This window comes from Mesorhizobium sp. C264A (genome assembly GCF_040324515.1).
Lineage (GTDB): Bacteria > Pseudomonadota > Alphaproteobacteria > Rhizobiales > Rhizobiaceae > Mesorhizobium.
Genome location: NZ_JAMYVY010000002.1, coordinates 249,653 through 276,269 on the forward strand (window position 1 = coordinate 249,653; position 26,617 = coordinate 276,269).

A 26,617-nucleotide genomic window follows, 5' to 3' on the forward strand; every position below is an offset into this window, starting at 1 on the left:
CCGGGCGGATCGAGCCGGATGAACATATGTCTCCGCTAGAGGATCTCGACTTGATTCCTTGCGTCTAGAAGTCTTCGCATGGTCAAACAACCATGCTTCGCATGGTGGAAAAGAAACGTTTGTGGTTTCAATCGTTGCCATTGCGCGCCCATTAATGCAGTGCCGCACTCATCTGCCCTTACAAGGAGGAACTCAATGAAGACCCTGGATCAGCAGACAACACCGGAGGAAGCCGCACGGGAGCGCATGAAAGCATCCCATGTCCTCGATGGCGACGCCGGTCGCTTGGCCGACTTATATCGCGGATGGGCGAGTGCCTTCGATCTGGACCAGGGCCGCGTCGGGTACTGCGGGCCGAAGATCGTGGCGGAACTGGCAGGGGCTGTGCAGACGGCCTACTTGGCCGGGAAGCGGAATGCCATCGCAATCCTGGACGCTGGCTGCGGAACAGGGCTCGTCGGCGTGGAACTGGAACGCCTCGGCTTCCGGTTGATTGACGGGTTCGATCTCTCCGAAGAGATGGCTGAAAAGGCCCGGCAAACCGGTGTCTACCGCCGGGCCCGAGGCGATGTCGATCTTAACGGGCAGCTCTCCGACTACTCCAGTGCGAGTTATGACTTGACCGTCTGCTGCGGCGTCCTAACGCTCGGACACGTCCGACCGGATGGATTGCGCGAGCTGGCTCGCGTCACCCGCCCGAACGGCTTCATCGTTGCAAGCACGCGGAAGAGCTATGTGGAGACTACATCCTTTGAAGATCAGGTGCGGTGTATGCAGGATGAAGGCGTTCTTATACCGGCACAGTGTCTAAGGAACGGCAGATACGTCGCCGAGGAAGACGCACACTATTGGGTCTTCCAGGTGCCCGAGAAGATGAGCGCCCCGACGGACAAGCGGCTATGACCACGATGCCGCAAACCTCGCCGACGACGAACTGGCAGCCGATGCAAGGCACCACGAGGAGCGCGAGCACCTACGCCGGCCGTGCCAGAGTCCCCATTCCTCTACATTGTTGAGCTTCGCACCACGAAAGAACGCATCGCACTGGCTATCCGAGGCTCCGCGAAGATACTTCATGCTGCCGTCACCACCTGCGGCGGGGTGACGTTGCCGAGCCAAGGCATAGGCTTGGTGGCAAAGCGAGCGACGGCCCTCTGCCTTGCCGGTCACGGCCGCAGTGATGACGCAATTATGGAACGAGGGAAAAACCCATGAGCACTTTCTTGGTGTCCTCATCCGGAAAAATAGTCGAACCTAACGCACCTCTGTCGCTTTTACTTCCCGATCTCAAATGCAGGAACGACATGTGACGGTTAGATTTGCGCGCTAGAAATGGCTTGATTTTTCGCTAACAATTTCATTGACTGCTCGATCTTGCCGAACCGACTGCACGTCCAAAGGTCGGCCCCAGCCTCCCTATCGTCGACTGATGAGTAATCGGCGCGCGCCGAACAGCGCGCGAGCTCGACAAGATCCTGAATGGGTCCGGACCCCGCCGAAGCGCAATCGATCACTGCCGCGGAGCTACGCCTGTTGTCAATGACCACGGAATCGGGGGGCTGACGCACTCTCGATGAAGTTTGGGATCATACTGCACCGATCAGCCTGGCTTGCAGGAGGTCGAGCTTTCCGCGTCCATACATCTGCCGCTTCACAAGCGTGAGCTTGGTGATCTGTCCCTCTGTTTGACCGTTGGACCATGGTTCGGTGATCGCGGCGCGGACGGCAGCATGGTCGCGAATGATGCCTTTGACGAAAGACGCGATGAGGCTTTTTCCGGCGTCGGCGATCCACGGCTCGAGTTCATCGGCAAGCTTCTTGCGGATCATGGAATGGAAACCGGCGATCAGGTTGCGTGCTTCCACCAGCAGGGGCACGCCCAGCTCGATGGCGACGATCATAACCGTGTCGGCTTTGCTTGGATGATCACGGGCCGTCGTCATCAGCCGCGCGATCGTTCTGGCTGACGGCACCTTGCGGAGTTGCTGATCGGATGCCTGCTCGGCGCGACGCCGTCGCCTTGTCCATTCGCTGACGACGCCCAGCCGTCCCCGAAAGCCTTTTGTCTTCAGCCGCCGCGCCAGAGCTCGCTTGCATTGTGGCAGCCCGATATCCATTGCCTATCCAGGAACGGCAACCATGCCCCGAGCGAACTCTGCCGGACGCGGAAATTCGGTTCGCTGGCCACGGATCACTTGGCGTACGAGTTTGCGACTGTGACCGGTGCGGCGCACGATCTCCTTGATGGGTTGCCTTCGCCGGCAAGTTTCATGATTGCCGCGTTTGTCTCCTCACGCCGCAGATAGCCTTCGTATTGCAGCCTCTCCACGTAGGTGAGCAAGTCGGGATTGATCGTCGTAGCGCCGATCGCAGTGCGGATTATCCGTATCGACTTGCGAACGGCGCGGTCGCGCGAGACGGTTTCGATCTCAGGGTGGTCGGCAAGCCAAGCCTCCACGATGGCAACTTCACGGTCCGGGCAACAACGTTACGATCCGCCGTCGCTCCAGATCGCAGACGATCGTGCCGTAGCGATGGTTACGGCGATAGGCCCAGTCGTCGATGCCGACAATCTTGATAGGGTCTGTTCGTAAACAGGCCCGTCGCCTGGAAATAGGCGATGCACATCAGCACCAGCACGTCCGACGGCGTCAGGTCGACCGCCCGCCCGCCCCCGCCGACGGCTGTGCCAAATGCACTGCCAAATGCACTGCGGATGGCGTCGGCATAAACCGACCGCGTCAGGTGCCGAAAACCGCCAGCGACGGCGCCGAGGTCATAGGGCCGTCCGCGCAGCTCCTCGCGAATGTCGTCGATGAGAAGATCAATGCTGCAGCTTTTGCCGACGATGCGAGCCAGAGTCTCGCGGCCGACTGGTTCACTGGCAGCAAAGATCGTCGCCTCGACGCGATGCATCCATTCGCGCCAGCGAACCTCCGCCGGCAGTTGATCGAGCTCGCGGTCGAACAAATGGTCATTTGGACGGCGGTCGCCTGATCGACGGTCATCTGACCGGCCCCTAGTTCCTCTTCGGGCCGTCGCTTCAGCCATCATTTTCACAGCCCGTAGATGCGAAAGGTCGGGCGGCCGGACAGTTCACGAACCGCGCCGAGTTCGAGGAGCCGGTCGAACAGCCGGCGCAGCCCGCGATCGCTCATGCCGGCGATATTTTCCGATGCCACGATCGCATCGTCGGACAGGAGCTTTTCGACAACAGTGTCCGGCGCCTTGGCCCTGAGTTTCGGGGCCACGGCAAGCAGCCGGTCCGCGCGGCGCTCGAGTTCGGCGGACAGATCGACGGCGCGCAACGCGGCCCGCGCCTGGGCGGCGAGCAGGCTCTTCGCACGTTCGGCTTCATCCTCGGTGCTCGCCGCAATGGCACTTATCGAGCGGGGGGACCGGCCCGGACTTGAGCCCAAAGCCACCCTCCGCGCCCATCAATGGCATCGCCTGCGTCCAACCCAGCCGCTGCGCCAGCAGAGCGTCGGCGAGCCAGGCTCCGACCGTGCGTCCGAAGCTATGTCGTTTGGCGGCCATGAACGCGCCGGTCAGCATCCCGACGGTGCCGGCGCTGACGGCAAGCTGCCGAAGCTCATCTGCCAGGTCGCTGACCGCCTTGTCGTCTCGGACATGGCCAAGATTCTCCAAAACCCTGGCGATGCTCGCCGCGGTCAGCAGTTTCTCCGCAGGCGTTCCGGCCAGCCGGCGCCAGGCGAGGAGAAAACGGCCGGCGGGCCCGACATTGTCGCCCGGTCGCGTGAGCAGCACGGCGTCGCGCAACGCGCTTTCGTCCTCAACGCGGCCAGCCTGCTTTGCCGTCATCGCGGCCGCCGAAAGCGCCAGCCGCTGCCGCCAGGCGCCGGCCCATTTTTCGTGCCGGCGCACGACCGCATCGAGGGCGCCGAGCGCGGCACCGGCGACGATCGCAGCATTCTCGAGGCCTTTTGGGGCGCAGGCTTGCGCCGTCTCGACTGCCTTGCGCAGCCAAGCCGGCACCGGCGCCGCCGGCGCGAACGGCTCGGTTCCGGGAGGCTGGGCAGGATGGCGCGGGGAGGGTTTGGGGCGAAGAATCATCCCCGACAGGATGAATTCACGCGGCGCTTTTTACAAGGCATGACACCCAAAACCGCCGCGCCTGTCGACAGGCCGTTATGTCCGGTAAGCTTGCCTTATCGCACGTAGCGGCAAAACGCCTAGCTGTAAGCTTTCGGGAGATTGTCCATTCGAGCCGGTCCGGGGAGACTGGAGTTACCACGCTTCAGCACTCACCGGAGGGTCCGAATGAACATCCACAAGAATGCCCGTCACACGCAGCGCCTTGATTTTTGCGGTGTGAATTCTAGCGGCACCGCTCACTGCCGTCGAAGCTGCGCAGCGTCGCCTTGTCGATCGTTCCGGCCCGGGTACATGCCTTCCACGGCAATGTGGATCGCATCAAAGGCTTCGCTCTTGAACTTTGGCTAGTCGTTATCACTGATCTCCACAAGACCCCTGCTTTTAGCTCAGCCGCCACACTGGCCTTCGATTTTCGCTGGTACGGCCCAGCCACCCCCGAAACGCCCGCAACTGATCGTGATCAATGTCCGCCCGGTTCTGGTGAATTAGCCGCCGATATCGCTCATAAAAGGCTCATCGGCGTGCGTGCCGCCCTAAACCATCACCCCCGGAAGTTCCGGCCGGGCGACCAAAAATAAACGCACAAAACGGGAGCACGTCAGCTCTGACCTTGTCATGGCGCCTCAAGGCAGCAGCAGCGATATGGCCAGCATTTGATCGCGCTGGAGCAAATCTGCGGATTCATTCGTCACCTCATCAAGGTGTGGCGGCGAAGCTCCAGCTTCCTTGCAACTGTCGAAATGCTCAGCCCTTTGGCTAATTCGGCTATCGCGGCCAGACCGCCAGATCAGAAAGAGCACGCTTGCGAAATACGCCAGCTGAAGGAGCAGGGAACAAGCCAGGGTCGTGACGACTACGGTGCCGATGGAATGAGATGCGAAGTAGACGGTCAGTGCGGTGCTGCACAGCACCACCCCCAGGACTCGAAAAAACATTCTAAAGGGCAACGCCGTTCTCCTGGTTCTGTCTCCTCAGATCACGCTGCGACCTGATCGGCTGCAACATGGGTCTGGCAGTTCTTCGGGCAGACGCGGGCGCAGGCCCCGCAGCCAATGCAGCGGCCGGCATGATCGACGACCATGATCATGCGATTCAGCTCGCCATCGAAATCATGTTCTTCGCCGTCGCAGGCACCGAGGATTTCACCCGCGTCATCGACACCGTAAAGATGCATCACCTCGCGCGAGCAGACTTTGAAACAGCGGCCGCAGCCGATGCAGGTCGCGCCGTCTATAGCGGTGAGATATTCCGGCATCCATCCGGAGCCATCGCGGGTGGTGAATGTGCTCCTCATCGTAACTTCTTCATTGCAGCGAACTCTCTCTTGGCACCATCCAACTCGGCAAAACCGCCGACGCTTCTTCGATAGCCCAGAGCGCGGTCTTCCAATCTTCCAACTTCACCGCCGCCCAGAACCTGTCATCGATCGGCTTCTTCAACGCTTGTCCGCGCGCCAGGGGTTCGCTTGTTGCGATCCGCTCCTGATCGGCCGCTTTCGCTTTGTTGCTGGTAGGCCAGCTGCCGTTGAGCACTTTCGGCAAAACCTCACCGAGTTGGCTCGGATGACCGATAAAGGCGATGCAGCCGTCTCGGTCGACTACGAACGAGGTCGGAACCCCGACGCAAAAGCTGGGTCCCCTCCAAAGCTTGTACATTTCAGCTGTGTAGTCGAACGCGATCCGATAGTTCAGATGCGAGCACTTTTCGGTCAACCACGCGTCCAACTTGGTCCGGGCCTCGACGGCCGTTGGAGCATCTTCATCCGCCGCGATCCCGACGACCTCAAGTCCGCTGTCCTTGTATTTCTCCTGCAGCTGCATCAGATGGGGCATCGCCGTCACCTCCGCACCAAGTTGCCCAAATTCGACGACATACAATTTGGCGGGCTGGAAGTTCGTGAGGGGCTCGCCACGCAGCCAGTTCTCCAGTTGGATCGGAGGAGCCGGTGAGTCCATCTGCAATACCATGTTGCTCTCCAAAACTATTGCCAAAGGCTGCGCGACTTATGCGCGAGCTTGTTTCCCCCTTAGGGAGGGGCACGGGTCAAGCAAAGGAGAGTCACGCGCGTCTGCGTGCAACCAGCCTTCACTCAGTGTGGCCGCATCACACTTCGCAAAGGCCGTGCCGGCGCGCTCAGCGGGCAGCAAGCGCACTAATGGCTTAGAAAAGCTCCAATCCAAGATGGCCGTTTGTATTGAAGTCGACATGTTTTCCTGCCGCTGTCTGGTTTTGGACATGCCTTTGGCGCTTCGGGCCGGCACGAAAGCCTGGCCACGGATGACTACACATGTATTCGGGCCGAGGGACGGGACCGAGCAGATGGACATCATGACTGCGTTGGCTGCCGCGCCAGGCCCGTCATCATCGTCCGCTTCCGCCACCGGCTTGAGCGTCTTTGCGCGGAGAGATAGGTCGGTGCTTGAGCATGAAGGCGCGCACATGCTGCCGGTGGACCCGAAGTGTCTCAACTGCGGCCGCCCGTCGGGCGGCCTCGTAGCAGAAATGAACGCGATCGAACCTGTTGGCGATCCGCTGGATAACTCGGCGCATGCTCTCATCCGAGGCGTCGACCTCGCCGATGAAGCGAACTTCTCCCTCCCGGCCGGCATCCGCAATCGGGATGGCGTTCCTAAGCTTTGCGACATCGATTCCGACAAATGCTTCCCTATAATCTGACACGGCTCGTCCTCCTGTGATGAGGATCGGCTCGGCCCGCCCGAGCAACCCTCGGACGCGCAGTGTAGGGCGAGCCACCTCACCGGCAGAAGCGGATATACGGTCTTACGGAAGAAGAAATGCACCGATACATCGCGATCACCAGACGGCGTGAACCCTGTGTGGGTTCGCGCCGTCGCCAGGAACGTCCCTCCAGTCGGGGCTACGCCCTCCCTCCGTGACGTCCCTCGCGACGCTCCCATCCTGATTGACGCTTTTCCCAGGTTAATTGCCGCGCCGTAGTGGACCGCCCTCGCTCGTTTGTGGCGAGGACGGCCATTAGTCGCCTGCCGCCTGACGATGTTTTTCTGTCGTCGAACAGGGCCTCGACGACGGTTCGGAGGTGGGCGTTGCTGCGTTTCAGGGCAAGCGAGATGGGTGCTCCGAAACTTTCGCGAGCTCGCCGACTAGAACGCTTCGAAATTCGTTCTCAAGCGCCGACAGCGGACGCAACGACGGTGAGACAACCGTCAATTTAACTCTTGGTTCGAATCTTCGGAACACGATGTCGTCCGATTGGCGGCTGTAGATTTCATAGTTCCGAACGTTGATGGGATCGATGATGCCAATCAATCCGCGCTCTTCAATCATCGCGAATTGAGGAACGAAGAGGTCGCTTTGAAACCTGACGTTCATTTGACAATTCGAGGCTTTGAATACATCGTGAATATCCTCGAACAAAGGATGATCCGAGACAATCAGAGCCAAATTTCGCCAGACAGATCGTTTGGTGTTATCACCTCTTTCGTCGCCAGTTTGTGGAGTTTCGATAGCGCACACACACATCGCAGATCTAACGCTTCCAGTCTAAGGAACGGATTCGGCTCATAGATCTCTACCAGCCCGACGCCCGATTGATGGTTGGATATCCAGTTGACGATACTTGAGCTGTTCCAAGCCATGAGCGATGCGTTCACCTGGCTGAGCGCTGGGACGAACTCATTAATCAGGTTGGGCAAAAAGAAGAGCGACGGTCCTGGGGATGCTCATGACCCGCAGGTCGCCAGCCCGCATGTTGCCGTAATCCTGAAGAAAGCGCGTGGCCTCGTTCAGTTGGTTCAAGACCGAGTTCGCCACATTCTTAAGATAGTTTGCTTCAGGGGTTGGAAAGAGCCGACCGCGCGATCGTTCAAACAGCCTGATGCGTGACGTGCTTCCGATCTGAAACTAGGCTGCTTCGGGCCATCGACTGGTGGGCTGCAATCCCAGCTACTCGGACGACATCTGCTCCGTCTTCAGGGAGAAGGGCATAGACGATCTTGCGGTCAAGGTCGGTCACCGAGTGACGCAGTGGGGTCGAGCCGGGGCTGGGACGCGCTGTGATCGAATAGCCCTTCATCGTAGATCGGCAGGCGGAACCCCGCCTGCCGAGCGAGTTGTGGCGCGCTGGCGCCAAGGGCTAGCACTATGAAATCTGTGTCGATCTCGCCTTGACTGGTGTCGATCGAGTAGACCCGCCCGCCTCGAATTGCCAAGCTGCACATGTGTGCCAAGCTGCCAGATGACGTTGTTCCGTTTCCGCAACCGCATGGCGAGATCTTCGCAGAACAGCCGGCATCGCCGACTTGCTCGCTACGGGTGTAGACGCCGCCCGCCAGGTCGTGGGGCTTCAGCTTCAAGGATGGCTCAAATGCAAGGCAGGCTTCGGCCGAGAGTACTTCTTGTTCTGTGCTGACTTCCCGCGCCTGACGCTCGGCCTGCAGTTTGGCAGTCTCGAAAACCTACCCTTGCGATGTATGACGAGCTTGCCCGGAGTGCGTAGTCCGAATGACAGCCCCTCCCCTTACGTGAGATCCGCCAGGACCGAACGACTCAACGCGCCTAACGCCAATTGTGGACGCGTCAGCCTCTGCGACCATTTGATCGTTGCAGGCCGCCAGAAATTTCAGTCCCAGCGGATGAAGGCAGCATCGTATGTCGGCCGAATCCGGATCGGCGCTGCCGATGACAGCATCAGGCCCGGGAGCTTGGCGAGCGTGTCCGGCGACGCAAGGGAGCGACGAATGAGTAGGACAGCTGCGCGCCATTAGCGAAGCTGGTATTGCCGCTGGCTCGCGGTGCCGATCAACGATGAAAACTTCATATCCGAGGAGCTGCTCGGCTCCAGACCGGCATTCGTGAGCGCACAGAGCTGGCGCGAGCTGCTGGTCGACGTCAAGCGTCGTGGCCTGCAGATCGCGCCCGATCTTGTTCGTCGGCGACGGCGCGCTTGGCTTCTGGAATGGGCTCGATGAGCTCCTTCCCCGTACTAAGGACCAGCGATGCTTATATGAGGAGGGTCAATGCGGAACGTGTCTAGGGTGACATTTTTGCTATACGTCGATTTTCTGCGGTATCCACGGTCTGAGCCCGATAGCATGACGCGGCTCGTTCCCAGAGCCAGGTCCAACTTATATACGGTCGCTGCTCGAGACAGCTGCACCAGTCCCGCTTGCGGCGGACAAGGGCTCAGGAGGACGGGACCATTCTGGGTAGCGGCATTTCGGGCCAAACAACGTTTCGGTTCGTCCACCTGGATTCGCCAGGACTGATCGGGCCCCGGAAAATTGCACGATTCAGGGTAACGCATCAGGCGGTCTGCATGACTGCGGCCCTCGTGACGACGCCCGCGTTGACGTGCTTGCACAGCGCGACGAGCAGCTTGCGGGCGAGCGCAACAATCGTCGTCTTCTTGAGACGGCCGCCGTTCTGCTTGACCCGGTTCTCGAACCACAAGGTGAGCTGGATCAGCGTCGTTCGGAGCCTTGGATTGGCGGCTTTCGAACCCCCCTGGTCGTGATCGACCGACCTGCTCTGCCAGGGTGACCGCGCGAGGCCTCCATAGGCGGCAACCTGTCGTCGGTTTCAAAGTGACGCGACAGCCCTTCCGACCACAAGACAGCAGCAAACTCAGGCCCGATGCGATTCAGGTTGAGCAGCATCGCCGGTGCTGGCGAGACGAACTGCGCGGCAGCGAGTATGGCTTCGCGCGCGGCCTCGACTGCCTTGATCTGCTCGAGCAGCAGTTCGAGCCGGTTGAGTTCACGGCTGATCTGCATCTTCCGATGTGCAGGCAATAGCCGGCCGTCGCCGGTCTGAAGTTCCTTCAGTTGCTTTCGCCGATCGCGGCGAATCAGCTCGTACCCGGATACGCCCTGGCTGAACAGCAGGCCCTTAATGCGGTTGACGTGGCTGATCCGCTCGTTCGTCAATGCCTTGCGCTCACCCGAGATACGACGCCGGTCTTCCTCCGCAGGCGTCGGCACCCGGAGCATCGCGCACACCCGCGGCTCGCCCCGGTTGTAGGCCAGCAACGCCCGAACCAGCGCCTCGCCGTCAATCTTGTCGGTCTTTGCCCGGCGCCGCCGGCGCGAGGTCGCAATCGACGCCGGATCGACGACGTGGCTTCGATCCCCAAGGCCTGCAGGACGCGATGGCCAGAAGCCATCGAGCCCGGCGTCCTGGATCACGGTGATGAGAAAGTACTGCTCGGTCCGTGCCTGCGCCTTCCTGTTGAGCTCGGCAAATCGATCCAGCATGCCGCCGACATCGCCGCCATCCACTATATGCTTCGACCTCTGCTCGCCGCCACCCTGCGATAGCGAGATGATCAGCCATTTCGATTGAATTAATTCCAATGAGACGAAGATTGCTCCAAGATCAAAACGGATAGGAGCGCCGGTACAAACCGGCAGGGAGCAGATGGTGGAAGTCCATCACGATGAAGGAGTAGCGATCCACATTGGCCCCAAGTCATGCGCCGGCAGCCGTGAGGCTGTGAGAAGCGTTGACAGGGGAGCATGCAGGCCAGCCATTGAGCCGCGAAACAGATCTTATCCCGGGTGCCGACGCCATCTATCCAGCGGATAGGCAATACGGAAGGGTGCGATATCGCAAGTGCCTGCCCGACCCGGCGTGGTCGTAGACCCTGGCATGCATGGACGCTCCTTGCGCGAGAACCGGGAGACCTCGTGATGGCCAGCATGGCGTGCCATGGCTGGTCTGCATCGGGGAGGCGAGGAGCCGTAGCAGAGGAGCCTTATTCCGTCATAGTAGCGAGGAACCCTGCGAACAACGCCGGCCTGCTGCAGTCCACTCGGTAACGAAATTAGGTGAGGCAACACGACACATCAGTCCGCCCGGGCTGATGGTGAGACCGAAAAGGTTCGCGAACGCGCCCTGCAGCCGCTCGTAGGACAGGGCCTGGAAAGTCTTGAGATAGGTCGCTACGGCGTGCACGCGTGGCCCGAACGGCGTCCCCTTCGCCGCATCCCGGCACCGCCGCGACGACCAGCGTGCCGCAGGACGGGCAACGGACTGCCAGACGCCGATGGCGCTCAATCAAAGCAAGGTCGCTCGACAAGTTGGCGCGGCAGCAAAGGCATTGGTCGGGGTGATGACCGATAATGCGATCGGCATCCTCACTCATGGTGCGGCTGTGACCTTCATGACCCGCCTTGGGGCCACCGGCTTTGCCCTGACCCGACGCGCCTTGCGATCGCTCGAACGTGGCTTGGATGACGTGCGTGATGTCTTCTCTGGCGCTGCAGCAGCACCCGATCGATCAGCTCTTCCTTCGTCAGACGCTGCAAATCAGTGCGATCCATATCCCTATAGAGTCAGGGATTCTTGCCCCTGACAAGGGCGCGGTAATTACTGGAATATTATTGCACCAGCATTGGCGAGAACATTCTTCTGTCGCTTGATATGTATATAGCGGAAGAACGCAAGTTCGTTGAGGTTTTGTCGACTCGCTTCCTCAAGGACTACGGCAACATGCACGTGGGCGATCTAAGGGTTTTCAGAACCCCCGCGCCTTCGCTCTTCTTTGTGCCAAATACGATACGGGAATTCGTGCGCGAGACAGAGGGACATCTCTTTTATCTTGGTGCAGATCGGCCATCATGAATTTTTATGAAAACGCCTTTTGCCAAGAATGGCAGGACAACTCAGCAATATAGTCGCCGACGAAGCGGTCAATGAGATACAGGTTCGGGCATTATGACGGAAACCGGCGATACCGAGGCGCATCAGCCGGTTCCATATCGCGAGAACAGCGTGGCCGTTTCGCGAACCCATCAAGGTCGTATCATCGGAGCGCAAGTAGCTCACGGTGGAGGCCACTCGATGGACATGTTCGCGTCGGACTACCAGGACGCCGCAGGGCATTGGCGTACCGATCATCTTGTGGCCCGAGGTTGACATACTATCGATCCCGTGCCGGAAGGAGGGGCGGATACCACTCGGCGAGCCATCAACGAAGGGAAGGACCATTGCATTCAGCGCTCCATCAACGTGGACAAAGCGGCGGCTCTGATCGATCCCGACCTGGTCCAGAACGCTGACGCAGGACGCGATATCATCGTACGCCCCTTTCATGGTCGTTCCACAGGTCAATGCGAGAATGACGCAGCGATGGCGATTTGCCTGAACAACCTCCCGCAGAGCATCCGGACAGATGGCGCCAGTATCGTCGGCCTCGCACGTCAAAGCCTCGATCCGGAGGATTTTCGCCGCCTTTGGGAGAGAATTGCGCCTCTGTGGAGTGTATTAAAATCGGATCACCAAGCGTCTCGCGCGCAAGGTACATGGCCCGAAGATTACCCTCAGTTCCGCTCGCGCCCACTGACCCCCAATATTCTTCCGGATCAGCACAATCCCAGACCCGCATGACCCAGTCGACCACTTCGCGCTCCAAGCCGCAGACCTCAGTAGCATAGTGTGAACCGACATATGGATCACCCAAGTTATTGATTAGAAATTTGGCAAACTCGGAGATTGGCTCGGCATCAAATTCGAGATTGTACGGGTAGCCCAGGTGACTGGCGCGCCTACCAGCGAAAGTATTGTGAAGTTCAAGTAATTTTTCAGCTATAGCGTCATGGTTGCCGATTTTGTGTGCAGCTGTCTCGCATGTGGCATTCATAGATTTTCTCCACTATCAAACCAACCTGTTATTAATACGGCAGGCAAAGCACGACCCAAGGCGCACTCAAGTTGGTCAGACCCCTCCGCCCTTTAGCTAGCCGCGGCGTCACTGATCCGTCAGGCCAAGGCGGCGACTTCGGCGCCATCAGCGGTCCACGGCCGTCTGCGCAGTCAGCGGCGGGAGGAGTTCGGCAACTCCTGGCGCCTCGGCGACAAAGGAGCTTCAAAAATCATGCCTACTTGGCTGAAATGGTTTCAGAAAAGAGTTCTATATATGGTGCAACGACCTAATTATGATGCAGCAGGATCAAGTCGAAAAGTCCCGTGTCGCGAGCTCGACGACCCGACTGTAGGTGTGGGTTGCCAGACGTTGTGCCAGGAATGCTGGAACAGGTATAGTCTTTGGACAGACCTTGCGACCATAGTCTGCCAACCGGGATCAGCCTGCAATGCAGATCAAATCTTGAGCCCACCAGCATCCCGTCTCATCTCGATTTGGGGCGGCATCCTCGGCAAGCGCGAACACTATTGGTCCGCGCCAGAACGCCATCTCGCTTGCCATGGTTCTAACGCCAAGCGCTTCGACGACTGGATTTTCATCGGGAACGTCATCCGCAGCAAGTGTGAGCTCGGGTCGCTGACATAGCCGAGTGCCTCGCTCGTTCTCTCTTCGTGTGGTGTCTATCCGCAAACCTTCTTGTGTCCGAAGCTCGACAAGAATGTCGCAAGCCCGACCAAAATAGGTCGGCAGGTCGGCTACGGGTTGCTGGGCAGACGGCTTAACGCGAGGGAGCTCTAGGGCCAATCGACATTCAGAATTGAACGAAGCCGCTGACGCGGCATTTGGCGGGACCGGTTGCGGATTTTCTGTTTGAAGGATTGCGGCTGTTGAAGCGCAATCTTTGGATCAGGAGCAATGAGATGGCCAATATGAGCCCGCTCGACCGGCTGAACATCGAGGTCGTGCCGCCGGCTGACCGGTCCCGCCTATGTCGGCGAGACTGGAGGCGGCGGATATCTTGCGCCGGCATGGCGAGGCGTATCGGCAGGTTCATGACGGCCATCTCGGACGTGTCGAGCGGCGTGTGATGAGCGCGATCGAGCTCTGCCGGACGGCCGAACTCGGCGGCCATGTCGAGGGCTGCCGGCCCTGCGGGGCGATCCGCGTGGCCTACAACTCCTGCCGCAACCAGCACTGCCGCAAATGTCAGCGGAAGGGATGCCGGGACCGGCTGGCCGCACGGCAGGCGAGCTTCTGCCCGTTGCCTATTTCCACGTGGTGTTCACGCTGCCGGCCGAGGTCCGCCGCGATCGCCTTCCAGAACAAGACGGCGATCTACACGATCCTGTTCAAGGCTGCGGCCGAGACGCTGCGCACCATTGCCGCCGATCCCAAGCACCTCGGCGCCGAGATCGGCCTCATCTCGGTGCTGCACAGCTGGGGCCAGAACCTGCACTATCATCCCCACCTTCATTGCATCGTGCCGGCCGGTGGCATCTCGCTTGATGGAAGGCGCTGGATCTCGTGCAGGCCGGGGTTCTTCCTGCCGTGCGCGTGCTGTCGCGCCTGTTCCGCCGCCTCTTTCTGGAAGAGTTGCGGGCGGGCTTCGACGCGGGCATCCTCAAGTCCTTCGGCGATCTCGCCGGCTTGGCCGAGCCAGCTGCCTTCACCCGCCTGTTGGCCAAGATGCGCCGCCTCGACTGGGTGGTCTATGCCAAGCCGCCCTTCGCTGCGCCGGAGCAGGTGCTTTCCTATCTCGGCCGCTACACCCATGGTGTCGCCATTGCCATTCCCGGCTGATAGCTTGGCCGACGACAAGGTGTCGTTCCGCTGGAGGGATTATCGCCACCGCGGCAAGACGAAGGTCATGACGCTCTATGCGCATGAGTTCATCGGCCACTTCCTCCTGCACACGTTGCCCGATGTTCCATCGCATCCGCCATTACGGCTTCCTCACCAATGCCCATCGCGCCGTCAGGATCGACCTGTGCCGCAGGCTGCTGGCCAGTCCGCAGTAAGACGATGTAGCACAGAAGGCCGGAAGCGCCGCTGTCACCGCCGAGCGTCGTGCGGTAACGCATCGCTGCCCATGCTGCGGAGAGCCGATGATCACGCTCGCAATCTGGCGGTGCAGACAAGCGCCGCCGAGCCCCTTCTGGAACGATACCTCATGATCATGCCGGGTGCGCGTCCACATCACCAATGGCCCCATCCGACGCAATGTGCGCCGGCCTGGCTGATCTCGTTCAGTGCGGCGGACCGCAGCGACTTCGCCCGGGTCGCGTCGCCGAGGGCAGCCGGATTGGAGACATAGTCGCCTCAGCGCCCTCCGGCACGACAAGCACCGGCTTTCCGGTGTCGAACAGGGCTGCCGTCGATAACAAGAGGACCGACGTTAATGTCGTTGAGAAGTGCGGGGCCGACGATTGTCAGATCGTTGCAGAGCGCCCACTGTCGCACCGCGTCACCGATGCTGGCCCTATGACAGTTCGCAATATCGACATCATAGCACCGCCACGTGGCTTTCAGCAGTTTGTGAATGTCCCTGGATGTTTCCCCCAACTAGCCGTGTCCTGTGAAAATCTCTTTGCCTGTACCGTTGTTCCAGTGCGGCAATGGCGTGTGAGCGTTGTCCAGGCGGCCACTCGGGGATGCCACCGCCTAGAGGCCGAGCTGACCATCACGAGCGGCGGAGGCGACATCGGGCAGCTGTCCTGACATCTTGAGGGGAGTGGTCAACTCCCGTCACACTAAGTACGCTTTTGAAGGCCATCTGACTGCTTCTTTCTAAGTATGTCGTATCTGTAGGCGCGTTTCGAAGCCGCAAGACTTGCCCTCAGCACGACGGAGATGGGGGTGGCACTACATCAGTTCGCTGTTCAGCCGTCCGGCCACTCGAGCGAGTGGCAGCGCACCGATGCGTATTCACCGTCAGCTTCAGGCTCAACGTCCGCCTCCTCCAGCGAGTAGCCGTCGGACCTGATGGTTCGAATGACGCTCCCGGCCGACGTCCTCTCCAGCTCCTTTCTGATCCGGCTGATATGGACATCGACGGTGCGTTCACCGACATGGATCTTTTCCCCCCAAGCTGCGTTCTTTAACTCGAATCGGCTGAACACCATGCGGGGAGTCTCGAGCAAATGCCGCAGCAGCTTGAACTGGATCGGTCCAAGGTGGATGTCGTGGCCGTTACCACGGACTCGGCGGGCATCGACGTTCATCTCTAGCCTACCACAGCGGAGCGAGCTGCCGTTTTCGATCCCGTTTGAACCCGGCTTTGGCAGCGCCAGCTTCGTCCGTAGACAGTCGAGCAGCATCGCCGGCCCGAAGGGCCGCACAAAGCTCTCGTCAATTCCTGCCTTCAAGAGATCGAGGTGCTGGTTTTCGGCGCCGGGCGCGATCAGGGCAATAACCAGCAGGCCTCTGTTCCGGAACTCCGCCTTGAGCTGGGCACAGATGGTTGACCCTGTCGAGCTTGCCGGCTGGCAGTCCAGCACCACGGCCTGCGGCTCCCGTTCACTGGCTAATGCCAGCGCTTCCTCCACGCTTCTGGCCAGTTCAATCCTGAAGCCATCCACCCCCAGAATGTGGCTGTAGTACAGACACAACTCCGCATCTTGCGAACAGATCAGGACCAGTGGCTTCATCAGCGCTACCCCAAGAACCACATCGGCCTCGACTGCCTCGATTGAGAGGGCTGGCGATCGCATGTCCTCGAGCCTGACATGATCCGCTTGATCAAAAATCGGTTCCATCACGCCCGCGCCACCTCGGGATAAGCCTCAATGGCTGCGGTGGCGTCGCCGGCCAGTTGAGTACCGGCCGCGGCGAGTTTCCAGAACGTCTCGAAACCGAACCGGTGGACGTCGCGCAGGGTTTTCGACAGAACGACCAACCGCCCGGCCGTGAAAAGCACGCGCCCGAAGCCCTCATGGCTCATCTCCATGATCGGGCATGCCATCAGGCCGGAGCGTTCCTCAATCGCAAGCCCGACGGCGGTGTAGAACTTATCGAGCCTCCACAGCACGTCCGGATCGGGATCGCCGATGATTGGAATTGCACGGCGCTGTTCCCTGGTGATGATGAAGTCGCCCAGCAGCTCGGCGTCCGATTTGCCTTCCCATGACCCGTGGGAATCATTGGCACGGATCAGCCGCACGAGGCATTTGACGAACGGGGTGGCAAGGGCCGCCTCGTCCTCGGTGGCGGCAGGGCCAACAGCGGCTTCAAACATTTCGCCCACTCCTCATTTCAGCTTTCGTCCTCGAGGGAGGGTTTCTGATCAGCGACACCTGCCTGCGCCAGCACCTTGCGCAGCCAAGGGGGAGGACACGTCCTGAGCATCATCTGCGTGCGCAACAGCACCTCTTGGATGGTCTGGGGCTGCGGCACTTTGATCGGATGGATCTTTGCGGAAACAAGTTTGGCTGCCGAAGGTCCGCCGATCGCCAGACAAAACAGGAGATGGCAGCCCTTTAGCGCTTCCACCTTCGGGTGATGCGGTCGTCGCCCTCAGTTCGGTGCTTCCCGCTCTCGTCGGAAACATCATCGAAGGCCACGGCTTCCACGAGATTCCACTCCTCGCGCATCACGTCGTAGACAGCAAAGCGCCTGGCCGACCCGAAATGGGCGTTGAGGTTCTTCATGTCCTGCGTGGCGATGGCCACGCGCAATGCGCCGGCCTGACGTTCCGGCGTCGGTGCGTGAACCTGGTCAGTGACGAGCGAGAGGCGACGGACGGAGCTCATCTGGCATTTCCCGCTTACGGAGTGGATCAAGCGCCTCAGGCGTCGGCGCGCGCCCGTTGGCTTCGAAAATGGTGGCGACCTCGAAGATCAGGTCGCGGGTCCCTTGGTAGAGGATTGTGAGCTTGTGCTGGGCCCCGAGCCGGTCGAAGATCGGGAAGCCGACCCGCATGAGCGGAATGCCGAGGCGCTGGGCCGCCTGGCGGCCGTGGGAATGAGTAACGAGAAGATCAGCGCCGGCGCCAAGCGCTTCCAAATCGCCGAGATCGCCGATTTGAACCGACTGCGCCGGCACTTCCTCCAGAATTTTCGACATAGCGGCCGTTGTGACCGCCGCCGCGATTTCGGAGCCCATGCCGATGAAGAAGCTCGCGAGTTGGTAGAGTTGGTCTGGTTCAGCAGCGATCGCAATTTTCTTACCTCCAAAGTGGAAATGTCCGTCGAGCAAGGCGTCCTGCAACTGCGCCCGGCGACGGCGTACCCCAGCCGGCGCCGCCGCGCCCGAAACCGCCGATAGGTGCGAGACGAACCGGTCTGCGTCCTTCAATCCAGTCAGCGACCGAAACAGCACGTAAGGTACGCCGGTTAACCTGTGCAGCAGCTCGGCCGGGCGGCGCATATGCTCACCGATGGCGACGCATTGCATAGCCGTGCCAAGCTCGCGGATATCCTCGACGCTGGTGCCGCCATAGGTGGTCGTGACCCAACGGTCGGGCACCGTACCGTCGAGCGAGCCGGAGACGTCCGGCAAAATCACCGGTTTCAGTCCAAAGCTCTCAACCATCTCACGCAAATGCTCGATGTCAGCCACAGTGAGGTTCCAGCCAGGCAGGATCACGATCTTCTTCGATTGCCGCGCCTGCTCGCCGGGCCGTGTAATCCCTTCGATCATCGCGGTGACAGCTTTGGCCCAGCCCTCTTCGATCGCACCATCGAAATCTGGCGTGTTGGCCAGCACCACCTCCGTACCCGCGAGCTCTTTGGTGCGCTTCAGCCCGATATTGGCGATATCTCCTGCGCAGTTTTCGCCCCGGGTTTCCACCAGCGCGGTCGTGCAAACCCCGATCAGCGTTGGCTTTGTGCGGGCCTTGAGGTTGAGGATCGCCTCTTCCAGATGGTCTGCCCCGCCGAGGATCGTTGCCACCTCGTCCATCGCGGTTGTCTGCAAGGGAATGGCTTCCTTGAAATGTCGCACGAAGAGCACGAGCGCGAAGCTGGTGCAGCCTTGGCTGCCGTGGAACAAGGGCATCGCGCCGTCGACGCCAAGAATGGCCAAGGCGGCACCCAACGGCTGCGATGACTTCAGCGGATTGACCGCCGCCGCTTTGGTCTGGGGAAGGATGCGGCCCATCGGCTTTCCTCAACACTCGCCGAAATCGTTGGCCGTTGTGCCGGCGAATTCCTGGACAACATGCAAAGTCGCGGTCTCGCTTCTCGTGCGCGGCCGTTCCTCCCTCACCGTTGGCTGGCAATCCCATGGTGCCGGCTCCCGCAGCTGCGCCCAGATCGGATTGTGAATGGCGATGTCGATCTGGCGTACGAGTTCCACCATGCCGTCATAGCCGGCGTAAGGGTGTTGGCGCTCCTGGTTGATATCGAGCCAGGGTGTCTTGGCCTTCAGCGCGATGAATTGCGTGCGCCCGCCCGACAGCAGGATATCCGCCTTGCGTTCTGAGAGCATGGCGTAGAGCTCGCGCGGCGCCATCTGCTCAAATATGTGGTTGTCGTCCTTGAGGATCTGCTTGATGCGCGCCTTGTCTTCGACGGTCGACTTCTTGACAGAGGTTCCGACGATCTCGATCCCGATCTCCATCAGCGCATGGACGACCGACCAGGACTTCACGCCGCCGGTGTTGAGCAGCACGCGCTTGCCTGCGAGCCTCGGCCGGTAGGCCGCTAGCTTCTTCCAGGCGATCGCCTCTTCCTCTGCAATCAATACCTCGGTGCGGCCGAGGATCTCCGGATCAGCACCCTGCTTTACGAGCAGCTCAGCGATGTTCCGGAGTGCATCCGAGGTATCGGTGATGCCGTAGAAGGAGCCCTCGAAAAACGGGATGTCCCAGCGCTCGTCCATTTTGCGGGCGAGATTGATGAGCGCGGTCGAGCACACCACCATAGCCGCCCGGGCGCGGTGCGCGCAGGCAATGTCGACGTAACGGGCGTCACCCGGAATGCAGGCGCGCACCCGGATCCCGAGCCGATCCAGCAGCGGCTTCACCAGCCAGAATTCGCCCGAGAGGTTGAATTCGCCAAGAATGTTGATGTCGTAAGGGCCGGCATCGTCGGGCTCGAGCGTGCCGATGACATGCTCGAGCAACGCCTCGCCGGCAAGCTTGTTGCCGAGATTCTTGGAGCCGACGAAGCCCGGCGCATTGACCGGTACAACCGCCAAGCCGTACTTTTCCGCCGCGCGCTTGCAGACGGCGTCGATGTCGTCGCCGATCAGCGCCGTCACGCAGGTCGGATAGACGAAGATCGCCGGCGGCCCATACGCTTCCTTGATCTCGCGGATCCCTTTGAAGAGCTTCCGCTCGCCCTGCCCCATGACAACATCGAGTTCGGTGAGGTCGGTCGTGAAGCTCGTGCGCCACAGCGTTGGCCCGGACGAAGCCGCACCGCGGTTGTCCCAGGAATTGCCCTCGCAGGCGAGCGGCCCATGGACCAGGTGTGCGACGTCGGTGATCGGCTGCAGCACGATCTTGGCGCCATCGAAGGCACAGCCGCCGGCCGCCGCCCCGGGGATCAGTGGCTTCGAACAGCCCTCCTTGCGCGCCTTGGCATCCTTGCCGCGGTTCTTTTCGCAGCCAGGCTCGTTGAAGACATCCTGGATTTTGGCTCTGAGCAAGGACATTGCGTCGGTCTCCAAAGTCCCTCGGGAAGACGACCGGCCAAAGCCGACCGTCAAGCTTAGCGGGTGAGGTCATACGAATAGTCCGTCACGCCCGTCTCGCTGGTCTCGCGATCGAGCTTGTCGAAGATCTTGTCGAGGATCGTCGTCAGCACGCGCAACCCGCCTTGGTAGCCCATCAGCGCAAACCGATGGTGATGGTGGCGGTCGAAGATCGGAAACGTCAGCCGGATCAGCGGCGTGCCGGTGTCGCGCTCCAGATACTTGCCATAGGAGTTGCCGATCAGCAGGTCCACCGGCTCGGTGAAGAGCAGCGAGCGCATCGCCCAGAGGTCCTTGCCGGCCCAGACTTGAGCATCCTTGCCGAAGGGCGATGATGCAAGCAGTTCCTTCAACTCCGCTTCCCATGCCGACGTGCCGTTGGTGGCAAGGCAATGGGTCGGCTCGCCGCCCGTCTCCATGATGAAGCGGGCCATGGCGTAGACAAAGTCCGGATCGCCGTAAAGGGCGTATTTCTTACCGTGCAGCCAGGATTGGCTGTCCGCCATGGCGTCAACAAGTCGGCCGCGCTCCAGGCGGATTGCCTCGGGGATTTGCTTGCCGGAAATCGCGGAGACCTCCATCAGGAAGTCGTCGGTCGCCTGGACGCCGAGCGGGTAATGGAACGAGGCCGTCGCCTGTCCGGCCTCCTCGCAATACTCCAGTGTTTTTCGGGTGTTGTAATGCTGCAGCGACAGCGTCGCCTCGGCGTTGAGTGCCTTCCTCACGTCTTCGATCTTCGTGCCGCCGTCATACATGCGGTATTCGCCGTCGGACGGCGTGTCGAACTGGTCAGAGGCGTCTTGGATGAAGGTGTAGGATACGCCTATCAGGTCGAGCAGGCGCTTGAGTTCCCGGTTGTTGCCAACACAGAATCCGTCGAAGCCCGGAATGACGTTGATGGTCCCCTCGGCTTCCGTTCGCTCCTCCCCTTTCCAGAAATGCTCCAAAATGCCCTTGACCGTAACGTCATAGCCGTCGACATGGCTGCCGACGAAGGCCGGAGTGTGGGCGAAAGGCACGTCGAAGTCGCGCGGGACCGAGCCTTCGTCCTTGGCGTTCTCGATGAAGCTGTGCAGATCGTCGCCAATGACCTCCGCCATACAAGTGGTCGAGACGGCGATCATCTTTGGGTCGTAGAGTTGGTACGTGTTGGCGAGCCCATCGACCAGGTTCTTCAGGCCGCCGAACACTGCCGCGTCCTCGGTCATCGAGGAGGAAACCGCCGAAGCAGGCTCCTTGAAATGGCGCGACAGGTGCGAGCGGTAATAGGCCACGCAGCCCTGGCTGCCATGGACGAAGGACATGGTTCGCTCGAAGCCTGCGGCCGCGAACACCGCGCCGAGCGGCTGGCAGGCCTTGGCGGGGTTCACGACAAGGGCTTGGCGAGCAAGGTTCTTTTCGCGGTATTCCCACGTCTTGGTGAATTCGCCTTGGTCGGTAACGACCTGGTCCGGGTGAGGACATTCGAAATTCAGCCTCTTCTCCGCGAGCATCTGCCTGTATTCCGGCTCGCGGAACAGGGGCGCGTGGTCGAGAACTTTTTCAGCCGACTGCGGCATGGGCGGTTACCTCTTTGCATCTGGTCCGCCATACGGCGGCACAGGGACGTCGAAAGTTTCAGGTCTCCCGCGGACAAGCGGCCACAGGCGTTCATGGCCTCCCGGCTTCCGGGAGGCCAGGGTTTCATTCGGCTGCGATCGCCGCCGACGGCTCGGCTTTTTTCTTCCAGGGGGCGTCGTAGAGGTTCCAGACCGGGTTGTTGATGGCCAGATCCATATCGCGCGCGAAGATGGCGAACCCGTCGTAGCCGTGATACGGGCCGGAATAATCCCAGGAATGCATTTGACGGAACGGTATGCCCATCTTCTGGACCGGGTACTTTTCTTTGATGCCGGAGCCAACGAGATCAGGACGGATCCCCTCGATGAACTTCTCCAGCTCGTAACCAGTCACGTCGTCGTAGATCAGAGTGCCCTTCTTCACGTAGTGGCCGGTACGCTGATAGTCGTCGTTATGGCCAAATTCGTAGCCAGTGCCGACGATCACCATACCCAGGTCCTCATATGCCGTGACGACGTGACGGGGGCGCAGCCCGCCGACATAAAGCATCACCGTCCTGCCTTCGAGGCGCGGCCGGTACTTGGCTATGACCGCCTCGACCAGCGGCCGGTATTTGGCTATGACCGCCTCGGCCTTGGCCTCGATTTCCGGCCCGAAGTGCTTGGCTATCTTGCGCAGAGAGGCTTCGGTCTGGGAGGGGCCGAAGAAATTGTACTCCATCCAGGCGATGCCATACTTTTCCTCCATGTGCCGGCAGATGTAGTTCATCGACCTGTAGCAATGGATGAGATTGAGTTTCGCCTTTGGCGCTCGCTCTATTTCGGCCAGCGTAGCGTCGCCCGACCAGTTGCCGACCACGCGCAGACCCATCTCCTCGAGCAGGATGCGCGAAGCCCAGGCGTCGCCGCCGATATTATAGTCCCCGACCACATTGACATCGTACGGGCCGGCCTCGAACTCGAGGTCCTTCTTCTCGAACACCCAGTCGCGGATCGCGTCGTTGGCGATGTGGTGGCCGAGGGATTGCGAGACGCCGCGGAAGCCCTCGCAGCGCACCGGCACGATTGTCTTTCCGTGCTGCTTGGCCTTGTTGCGGGATACAGCTTCGGTGTCGTCGCCAATCAGGCCAATCGGGCATTCGGATTGCACAGTCATGCCCTTGTTCAGCGGAAACAGTTCCTCGATCTCGTCGATGATCCGTTCGAGCTTCTTGTCGCCGCCGAAAACAATGTCCTTCTCCTGGAAATCGGAGGTGAACTGCATGGTGACGAACGTGTCGATGCCGGTCGTGCCGAGGTAGTAGTTGCGGCGTTGAGACCAGGAATATTGCCCGCAGCCTACCGGGCCGTGCGAGATATGGACCATATCCTTGACTGGACCCCACACCACGCCTTTCGAGCCGGCATAGGCGCAGCCGCGAATTGTCATCACGCCGGGGATGGACTTGATGTTCGATTTGACCTCGCATTCGGAAAGGACCTCGCTTTCCTCGCCAGCCTCGTCGCCGCTTTTTGCGACGCTGAGGTGCTTTTTGCGGCGCTTCGCCGACTTGTCAGGATATTGCGACAGCACTTCCTCGATTAGCCTCGCATGGAGGCCACCGTCATTCTCGTATTCCAGGCTCATGGGACCCCTTTCAAGGTTCAGGGTGACGCCTCACCGACGAGGCGCCGTTCTTTGAAAGACGCACCAGGTCAGGCGGCGCCTCATGTCGGCAGTGGTCGCTACTGTGCGGCCGCCTTAGCCGCTTCCTTGACCTGAAGCTCGGCAAGCATCTGCTCGTCCGTCTTCATGATGCCGAAGTCGAGCAGCATGTCCTCGAGCTCCTCCATGGTGATCGGGGTCGGGATGGTGCCCTGGCCCGAATTCCCATGGATCTTCTCGGCCAGCGCCCTGTATTCGCCGGCCTGCTTGGAGTCCGGCGCATACTGGATCACAGACATCTTCCTGAGCTCGGCGTGCTGGACGATGTTGTCGCGCGGCACGAAGTGGATAAGTTTGGAATTGAGCCTGGAAGCAAGCGCCTCGGCGAGGTCGAGTTCGCGGTCAGTTTGGCGCTCGTTGCAGATCAGGCCGCCGAGCCGCACGCCGCCCGAATGGGCGTATTTCAGGATACCCTTGGCGATGTTGTTGGCGGCATAGAGCGCCATCATCTCGCCGGACATGACGATATAGATTTCCTGGGCCTTGTTCTCGCGGATCGGCATCGCGAAACCGCCACACACCACATCCCCGAGCACGTCGTAGGAGACATAGTCGACGTCGTCGTAGGCGCCGTTCTCCTCGAGGAAGTTGATTGAGGTGATCACGCCGCGGCCGGCGCAGCCGACACCCGGCTCGGGCCCGCCCGACTCCACGCATTTGATGCCTTTGTACCCGACCTTGAGCACGTCCGCGAGTTCCAGGTCTTCCACCGAACCTTCCTCTGCCGCGAGGTGCAGCACCGTATCCTGCGCCTTCGCGTTCAGGATCAGGCGGGTGGAGTCGGCTTTGGGGTCGCAGCCGACGATGAGGATTCTCTGCCCGAGGTCGACAAGGGCGGCGAGCGTATTTTGGGAGGTGGTGGACTTGCCGATGCCGCCCTTGCCGTAAAAGGCGATCTGACGCAAACCTGACATGTAGCTTTCCTTCCTTAGTTCCATTCATCGCGGCTGCCGCGACATGAATGCCGGTCGGGCAGCTGTAGCCGCCTCGCACCTAAGGATCTCAAGACTCGTGCCAATTTGGCTGATCGAACCGAAGAATAATTTGATGGTTGCTTTTCAGGGGTTTAGCCTGAGGGCCAAAGAAAGGATCGTCGCAACAGACCGTGTAGCGGACCCGACAATGGCGACACAAAGCGTCGGATCGCGATCCTCAGTCACCGAATTCGTTTGAACCGCGTCGTTATGTTGAAGTGGACGAACAGCAGCTCGATCCTGTTGGGTGAATTGCGGGATGCTGTCTGTTCCGGCGAGCTGACGTGATTGCTAACGCGTGTCATCGTGGACACTCCGCGGAATCTTGCGCCACGCTGGCATGCCTTCGATCCAGCCATCCATAGGGCCGCGGATCGAAAGTTCCGCTATATCAGCAACCCGAGGGGACTCGGCTCACTTATCGGCGCAGGAGTTCAGTATCGGCGTCATCGCCTTCACATGTTCGTCCATCCGCTCGAGCACTTTCGCTGCGACAACGTCGCGCTCAGGGAGATGCCACCAGTACTCGTTGACGAGTTTGACCGTCTCGACCACTGCCTTTAGGACTGCCGGCTCCGGAAGCCTTGCGCGGTTCGCAAATGCTTTCCATCGCGGTGCTGCTAGCGCCTTGAACGAGCGCTCTCCTCCAAGCGACAGCGCCATGGCGTCGGCGGGAATATATGGCACAGTGGACAGGACGTCGTAGATTGGTGCAAGCGCCGGCTTGTCGCCGTTTCCGGGATACATCAAAGACCAATTCTTCAGGTGCATGTCGCCATTGCCGGTGATGACGCTCAGTGCCAGGCGGCGGACGAAATCGAGAGCCGCCGTAGGCGAGACGGCCACGCCAAGAGCCAAGGCTATGTCGTGATAAGCGGCCCCCTCATATTTGCGCGAGGGGTAGACACCGAAGACCTGAGCGAAATCCTCGATGTGTATCCTCTCGCCACCGGCGCCGCGATCGAAGCGTTTGACGAGAAGGACCTTGCCCTCCGACAGCGTATTGAATTCTTCGGGAACGCCCTCAAAATCGGACTTCTCGACCAGTTCGCATTCAGGAACCTCCATGCCGATTGCTGCTGCCAGCGCCAGGTTGGCGAATTCGTTCTCGGAAACGCCCGGAAACGCCGTCGAAGGGAACTTGGCAATGTACCGGCCCTGCTCGTCGTCCATCGGCAAGGTAAGGCCGCCGCCTTTTCCAATGTTCTTCATGACTGACAGCTTCATCTGCACGCCGGCAAGCGAGAACCGTGCCTTGGGGTGATCCTTTGAGCCATCCTTCGAAACCGTTATCGCGCCGTCACTGGGCAACGCCCGTACGGCTCCCGGCAGATCGGCGCCCAGTGCCGCTAAAAGATCGAAATCATTGCCTGGCCGCACATTGCCTTCGTGATGCCTTTCCATCGCCTCCCGCAATTTCTCCTCCGGCAGGAGGTTCGCGAAGAAAGCGGGCAAGGCGCTTGCCAGAGGCTTTGCATCTTTCCGCAATCCTCCCGTCGCTGCCCGGAACGACAGGCTGAGAACCGGAAAGCCGCCCGTCGCGCGGTAGGCGTCATCGAAGTTGAACGCATTGAAATCGCCCGGCGTCCTGACGATTGTGCCGATCTTCACTGCATTCAAGAGCACGTCCAGTGACGGGATCGTCTTAGGTGCGCGAAAGACTGGAGCCATGATCGTCATCGTCAGGTTGAGAAACAAAGGCGGGTCGATCGTCATCATCATGCGGACGCAATAGAGCCTGGACAGCCGGCACCATGGCTTGCGGAACCAGCATCATTTCCAGACCGAGCGCGCGAGCGATATTCATGAGCGTCGTCGCACGCGCGGCTGCGGCTCCCTTTTCGATGTCGCGATATCGGGGACGGGATATACCGGCCAAATCGGCGACCTGCTCCTGCGTCATCGCAGCGGCCAACCTCGCCTGCCTGAAAAACCCACCGATTTCCCATAGAATTTCCGATTTAGAGTCCATAACGCAACCTATACGATCTATTCCAATGCGCGA

Annotated in this window: 20 protein-coding genes and 8 pseudogenes; 6 read left to right on the forward strand and 22 right to left on the reverse strand. The window is 60.3% G+C overall.

The window, feature by feature from the left end; genetic code table 11:
• The first annotated feature begins 195 nt into the window (after positions 1 to 195).
• The gene (locus tag NKL04_RS20315; protein ID WP_023703051.1) at positions 196 to 903 is read left to right on the forward strand and encodes a class I SAM-dependent DNA methyltransferase; all 708 of its coding nucleotides are present in this window, start codon (positions 196 to 198) and stop codon (positions 901 to 903) included.
• A gap of 683 nt (positions 904 to 1,586) precedes the next feature.
• Here NKL04_RS20315 and NKL04_RS20320 read toward each other — a convergent pair.
• The 4 genes and pseudogenes from NKL04_RS20320 to NKL04_RS20335 all read right to left on the reverse strand — a co-directional run.
• Positions 1,587 to 2,567, reverse strand: a pseudogene (locus tag NKL04_RS20320) (transposase); the annotation flags it as partial.
• Between the two features lie 40 nt (positions 2,568 to 2,607).
• Positions 2,608 to 3,051: pseudogene (scpB, locus tag NKL04_RS20325) on the reverse strand (SMC-Scp complex subunit ScpB); the annotation flags it as partial.
• Positions 3,052 to 3,056: 5 nt separating this feature from the next.
• Positions 3,057 to 3,308 (reverse strand): DUF1403 family protein, encoded by a 252-nt coding sequence (locus NKL04_RS20330; protein ID WP_023703046.1) that lies wholly within the window; start codon positions 3,306 to 3,308, stop codon positions 3,057 to 3,059.
• A gap of 46 nt (positions 3,309 to 3,354) precedes the next feature.
• The gene (locus tag NKL04_RS20335) at positions 3,355 to 3,996 is read right to left on the reverse strand and encodes a DUF1403 family protein (RefSeq protein ID WP_280938728.1); all 642 of its coding nucleotides are present in this window, start codon (positions 3,994 to 3,996) and stop codon (positions 3,355 to 3,357) included.
• A 386-nt stretch (positions 3,997 to 4,382) separates the two neighbouring features.
• Here NKL04_RS20335 and NKL04_RS20340 point away from each other — a divergent pair, with 386 nt between their 5' ends.
• Complete coding sequence (locus NKL04_RS20340; protein ID WP_156951528.1) at positions 4,383 to 4,694, forward strand: hypothetical protein; 312 nt, start codon at positions 4,383 to 4,385, stop codon at positions 4,692 to 4,694.
• A 45-nt stretch (positions 4,695 to 4,739) separates the two neighbouring features.
• Here NKL04_RS20340 and NKL04_RS20345 read toward each other — a convergent pair whose 3' ends face one another.
• From NKL04_RS20345 to NKL04_RS20365, 5 genes and pseudogenes are all read right to left on the reverse strand, one after another.
• Entirely contained in the window at positions 4,740 to 5,063 is a 324-nt protein-coding gene (locus NKL04_RS20345; RefSeq protein ID WP_031209915.1) for an exopolysaccharide production repressor protein, read from the reverse strand.
• Positions 5,064 to 5,092: 29 nt separating this feature from the next.
• A complete protein-coding gene (gene fdxB / locus NKL04_RS20350; protein WP_031209913.1) occupies positions 5,093 to 5,410 on the reverse strand; it encodes a ferredoxin III, nif-specific in 318 nt (105 codons plus the stop codon).
• A gap of 10 nt (positions 5,411 to 5,420) precedes the next feature.
• Positions 5,421 to 6,083, reverse strand: coding sequence for a TlpA disulfide reductase family protein (locus NKL04_RS20355; RefSeq protein ID WP_023703042.1), 663 nt, complete (start codon positions 6,081 to 6,083; stop codon positions 5,421 to 5,423).
• A 427-nt stretch (positions 6,084 to 6,510) separates the two neighbouring features.
• Positions 6,511 to 6,795, reverse strand: a pseudogene (locus NKL04_RS20360) (hypothetical protein); the annotation flags it as partial.
• A gap of 396 nt (positions 6,796 to 7,191) precedes the next feature.
• Complete coding sequence (locus NKL04_RS20365) at positions 7,192 to 7,512, reverse strand: type 2 periplasmic-binding domain-containing protein (protein ID WP_023703040.1); 321 nt, start codon at positions 7,510 to 7,512, stop codon at positions 7,192 to 7,194.
• A gap of 192 nt (positions 7,513 to 7,704) precedes the next feature.
• Here NKL04_RS20365 and NKL04_RS20370 point away from each other — a divergent pair, with 192 nt between their 5' ends.
• Together NKL04_RS20370 and NKL04_RS20375 are read left to right on the forward strand one after the other, a co-directional pair.
• The gene (locus NKL04_RS20370) at positions 7,705 to 7,980 is read left to right on the forward strand and encodes a hypothetical protein (RefSeq protein ID WP_156951526.1); all 276 of its coding nucleotides are present in this window, start codon (positions 7,705 to 7,707) and stop codon (positions 7,978 to 7,980) included.
• A gap of 971 nt (positions 7,981 to 8,951) precedes the next feature.
• A pseudogene (locus NKL04_RS20375) lies at positions 8,952 to 9,096 on the forward strand (transposase); the annotation flags it as partial.
• A 303-nt stretch (positions 9,097 to 9,399) separates the two neighbouring features.
• On the opposite strand, the pseudogene NKL04_RS20380 reads toward NKL04_RS20375, so the two are convergent.
• From NKL04_RS20380 to NKL04_RS20390, 3 genes and pseudogenes are all read right to left on the reverse strand, one after another.
• A pseudogene (locus NKL04_RS20380) lies at positions 9,400 to 10,505 on the reverse strand (transposase).
• Positions 10,506 to 10,938: 433 nt separating this feature from the next.
• Positions 10,939 to 11,417, reverse strand: a pseudogene (locus NKL04_RS20385) (IS66 family transposase); the annotation flags it as partial.
• A 295-nt stretch (positions 11,418 to 11,712) separates the two neighbouring features.
• A complete protein-coding gene (locus NKL04_RS20390) occupies positions 11,713 to 12,300 on the reverse strand; it encodes a pyridoxal-dependent decarboxylase (protein WP_245271487.1) in 588 nt (195 codons plus the stop codon).
• A gap of 1,427 nt (positions 12,301 to 13,727) precedes the next feature.
• Here NKL04_RS20390 and NKL04_RS32145 point away from each other — a divergent pair.
• Both NKL04_RS32145 and NKL04_RS32150 read left to right on the forward strand, forming a co-directional pair.
• A pseudogene (locus NKL04_RS32145) lies at positions 13,728 to 14,264 on the forward strand (IS91 family transposase); the annotation flags it as partial.
• Entirely contained in the window at positions 14,264 to 14,539 is a 276-nt protein-coding gene (locus tag NKL04_RS32150; RefSeq protein ID WP_023703029.1) for a transposase, read from the forward strand. The pseudogene NKL04_RS32145 and the gene NKL04_RS32150, both read left to right, overlap by 1 nt.
• A 1,079-nt stretch (positions 14,540 to 15,618) precedes the next feature.
• On the opposite strand, the gene NKL04_RS20400 is transcribed toward NKL04_RS32150, so the two are convergent.
• The 10 genes and pseudogenes from NKL04_RS20400 to NKL04_RS20445 form a co-directional block, all read right to left on the reverse strand.
• Positions 15,619 to 16,494, reverse strand: a complete 876-nt coding sequence (locus tag NKL04_RS20400; protein ID WP_023703026.1) for a response regulator transcription factor — start codon at positions 16,492 to 16,494, stop codon at positions 15,619 to 15,621.
• Entirely contained in the window at positions 16,494 to 16,973 is a 480-nt protein-coding gene (locus tag NKL04_RS20405) for a NifX-associated nitrogen fixation protein (protein ID WP_023703025.1), read from the reverse strand. Before NKL04_RS20405 ends, NKL04_RS20400 begins: the two co-directional genes overlap by 1 nt.
• A gap of 17 nt (positions 16,974 to 16,990) precedes the next feature.
• A pseudogene (gene nifX, locus NKL04_RS20410) lies at positions 16,991 to 17,487 on the reverse strand (nitrogen fixation protein NifX).
• Positions 17,453 to 18,835, reverse strand: coding sequence for a nitrogenase iron-molybdenum cofactor biosynthesis protein NifN (nifN, locus tag NKL04_RS20415; RefSeq protein ID WP_023703023.1), 1,383 nt, complete (start codon positions 18,833 to 18,835; stop codon positions 17,453 to 17,455). Before nifN ends, nifX begins: the two are co-directional and overlap by 35 nt.
• A 9-nt stretch (positions 18,836 to 18,844) precedes the next feature.
• Positions 18,845 to 20,335 (reverse strand): nitrogenase iron-molybdenum cofactor biosynthesis protein NifE, encoded by a 1,491-nt coding sequence (gene nifE, locus NKL04_RS20420; RefSeq protein WP_023703022.1) that lies wholly within the window; start codon positions 20,333 to 20,335, stop codon positions 18,845 to 18,847.
• A gap of 56 nt (positions 20,336 to 20,391) precedes the next feature.
• A complete protein-coding gene (gene nifK / locus NKL04_RS20425; protein ID WP_023703021.1) occupies positions 20,392 to 21,933 on the reverse strand; it encodes a nitrogenase molybdenum-iron protein subunit beta in 1,542 nt (513 codons plus the stop codon).
• A 124-nt stretch (positions 21,934 to 22,057) separates the two neighbouring features.
• Positions 22,058 to 23,560, reverse strand: a complete 1,503-nt coding sequence (gene nifD, locus NKL04_RS20430; RefSeq protein WP_023703020.1) for a nitrogenase molybdenum-iron protein alpha chain — start codon at positions 23,558 to 23,560, stop codon at positions 22,058 to 22,060.
• 98 nt (positions 23,561 to 23,658) lie between these two features.
• A complete protein-coding gene (gene nifH, locus NKL04_RS20435) occupies positions 23,659 to 24,552 on the reverse strand; it encodes a nitrogenase iron protein (protein WP_023706403.1) in 894 nt (297 codons plus the stop codon).
• Positions 24,553 to 25,026: 474 nt separating this feature from the next.
• Entirely contained in the window at positions 25,027 to 26,283 is a 1,257-nt protein-coding gene (locus NKL04_RS20440; RefSeq protein WP_031209907.1) for a type II toxin-antitoxin system HipA family toxin, read from the reverse strand.
• Positions 26,258 to 26,584: a helix-turn-helix domain-containing protein gene (locus tag NKL04_RS20445; RefSeq protein ID WP_023703016.1), complete on the reverse strand. Its 327-nt coding sequence runs from the start codon at positions 26,582 to 26,584 to the stop codon at positions 26,258 to 26,260. Before NKL04_RS20445 ends, NKL04_RS20440 begins: the two co-directional genes overlap by 26 nt.
• Positions 26,585 to 26,617 lie beyond the last annotated feature (33 nt).

Bases quoted from the DNA above. Each gene is read 5' to 3' on its own strand.
- NKL04_RS20400 (WP_023703026.1), bottom strand. From the start codon at position 16,494: ATGGAACCGATTTTTGATCAAGCGGATCATGTCAGGCTCGAGGACATG.
- nifH (WP_023706403.1), bottom strand. From the start codon at position 24,552: ATGTCAGGTTTGCGTCAGATCGCCTTTTACGGCAAGGGCGGCATCGGC.
- fdxB (WP_031209913.1), bottom strand. From the start codon at position 5,410: ATGAGGAGCACATTCACCACCCGCGATGGCTCCGGATGGATGCCGGAA.
- NKL04_RS20315 (WP_023703051.1), top strand. From the start codon at position 196: ATGAAGACCCTGGATCAGCAGACAACACCGGAGGAAGCCGCACGGGAG.
- NKL04_RS20355 (WP_023703042.1), bottom strand. From the start codon at position 6,083: ATGGTATTGCAGATGGACTCACCGGCTCCTCCGATCCAACTGGAGAAC.
- NKL04_RS20445 (WP_023703016.1), bottom strand. From the start codon at position 26,584: ATGGACTCTAAATCGGAAATTCTATGGGAAATCGGTGGGTTTTTCAGG.
- nifN (WP_023703023.1), bottom strand. From the start codon at position 18,835: ATGGGCCGCATCCTTCCCCAGACCAAAGCGGCGGCGGTCAATCCGCTG.
- nifK (WP_023703021.1), bottom strand. From the start codon at position 21,933: ATGCCGCAGTCGGCTGAAAAAGTTCTCGACCACGCGCCCCTGTTCCGC.
- NKL04_RS20440 (WP_031209907.1), bottom strand. From the start codon at position 26,283: ATGGCTCCAGTCTTTCGCGCACCTAAGACGATCCCGTCACTGGACGTG.
- nifE (WP_023703022.1), bottom strand. From the start codon at position 20,335: ATGTCCTTGCTCAGAGCCAAAATCCAGGATGTCTTCAACGAGCCTGGC.
- nifD (WP_023703020.1), bottom strand. From the start codon at position 23,560: ATGAGCCTGGAATACGAGAATGACGGTGGCCTCCATGCGAGGCTAATC.
- NKL04_RS20405 (WP_023703025.1), bottom strand. From the start codon at position 16,973: ATGTTTGAAGCCGCTGTTGGCCCTGCCGCCACCGAGGACGAGGCGGCC.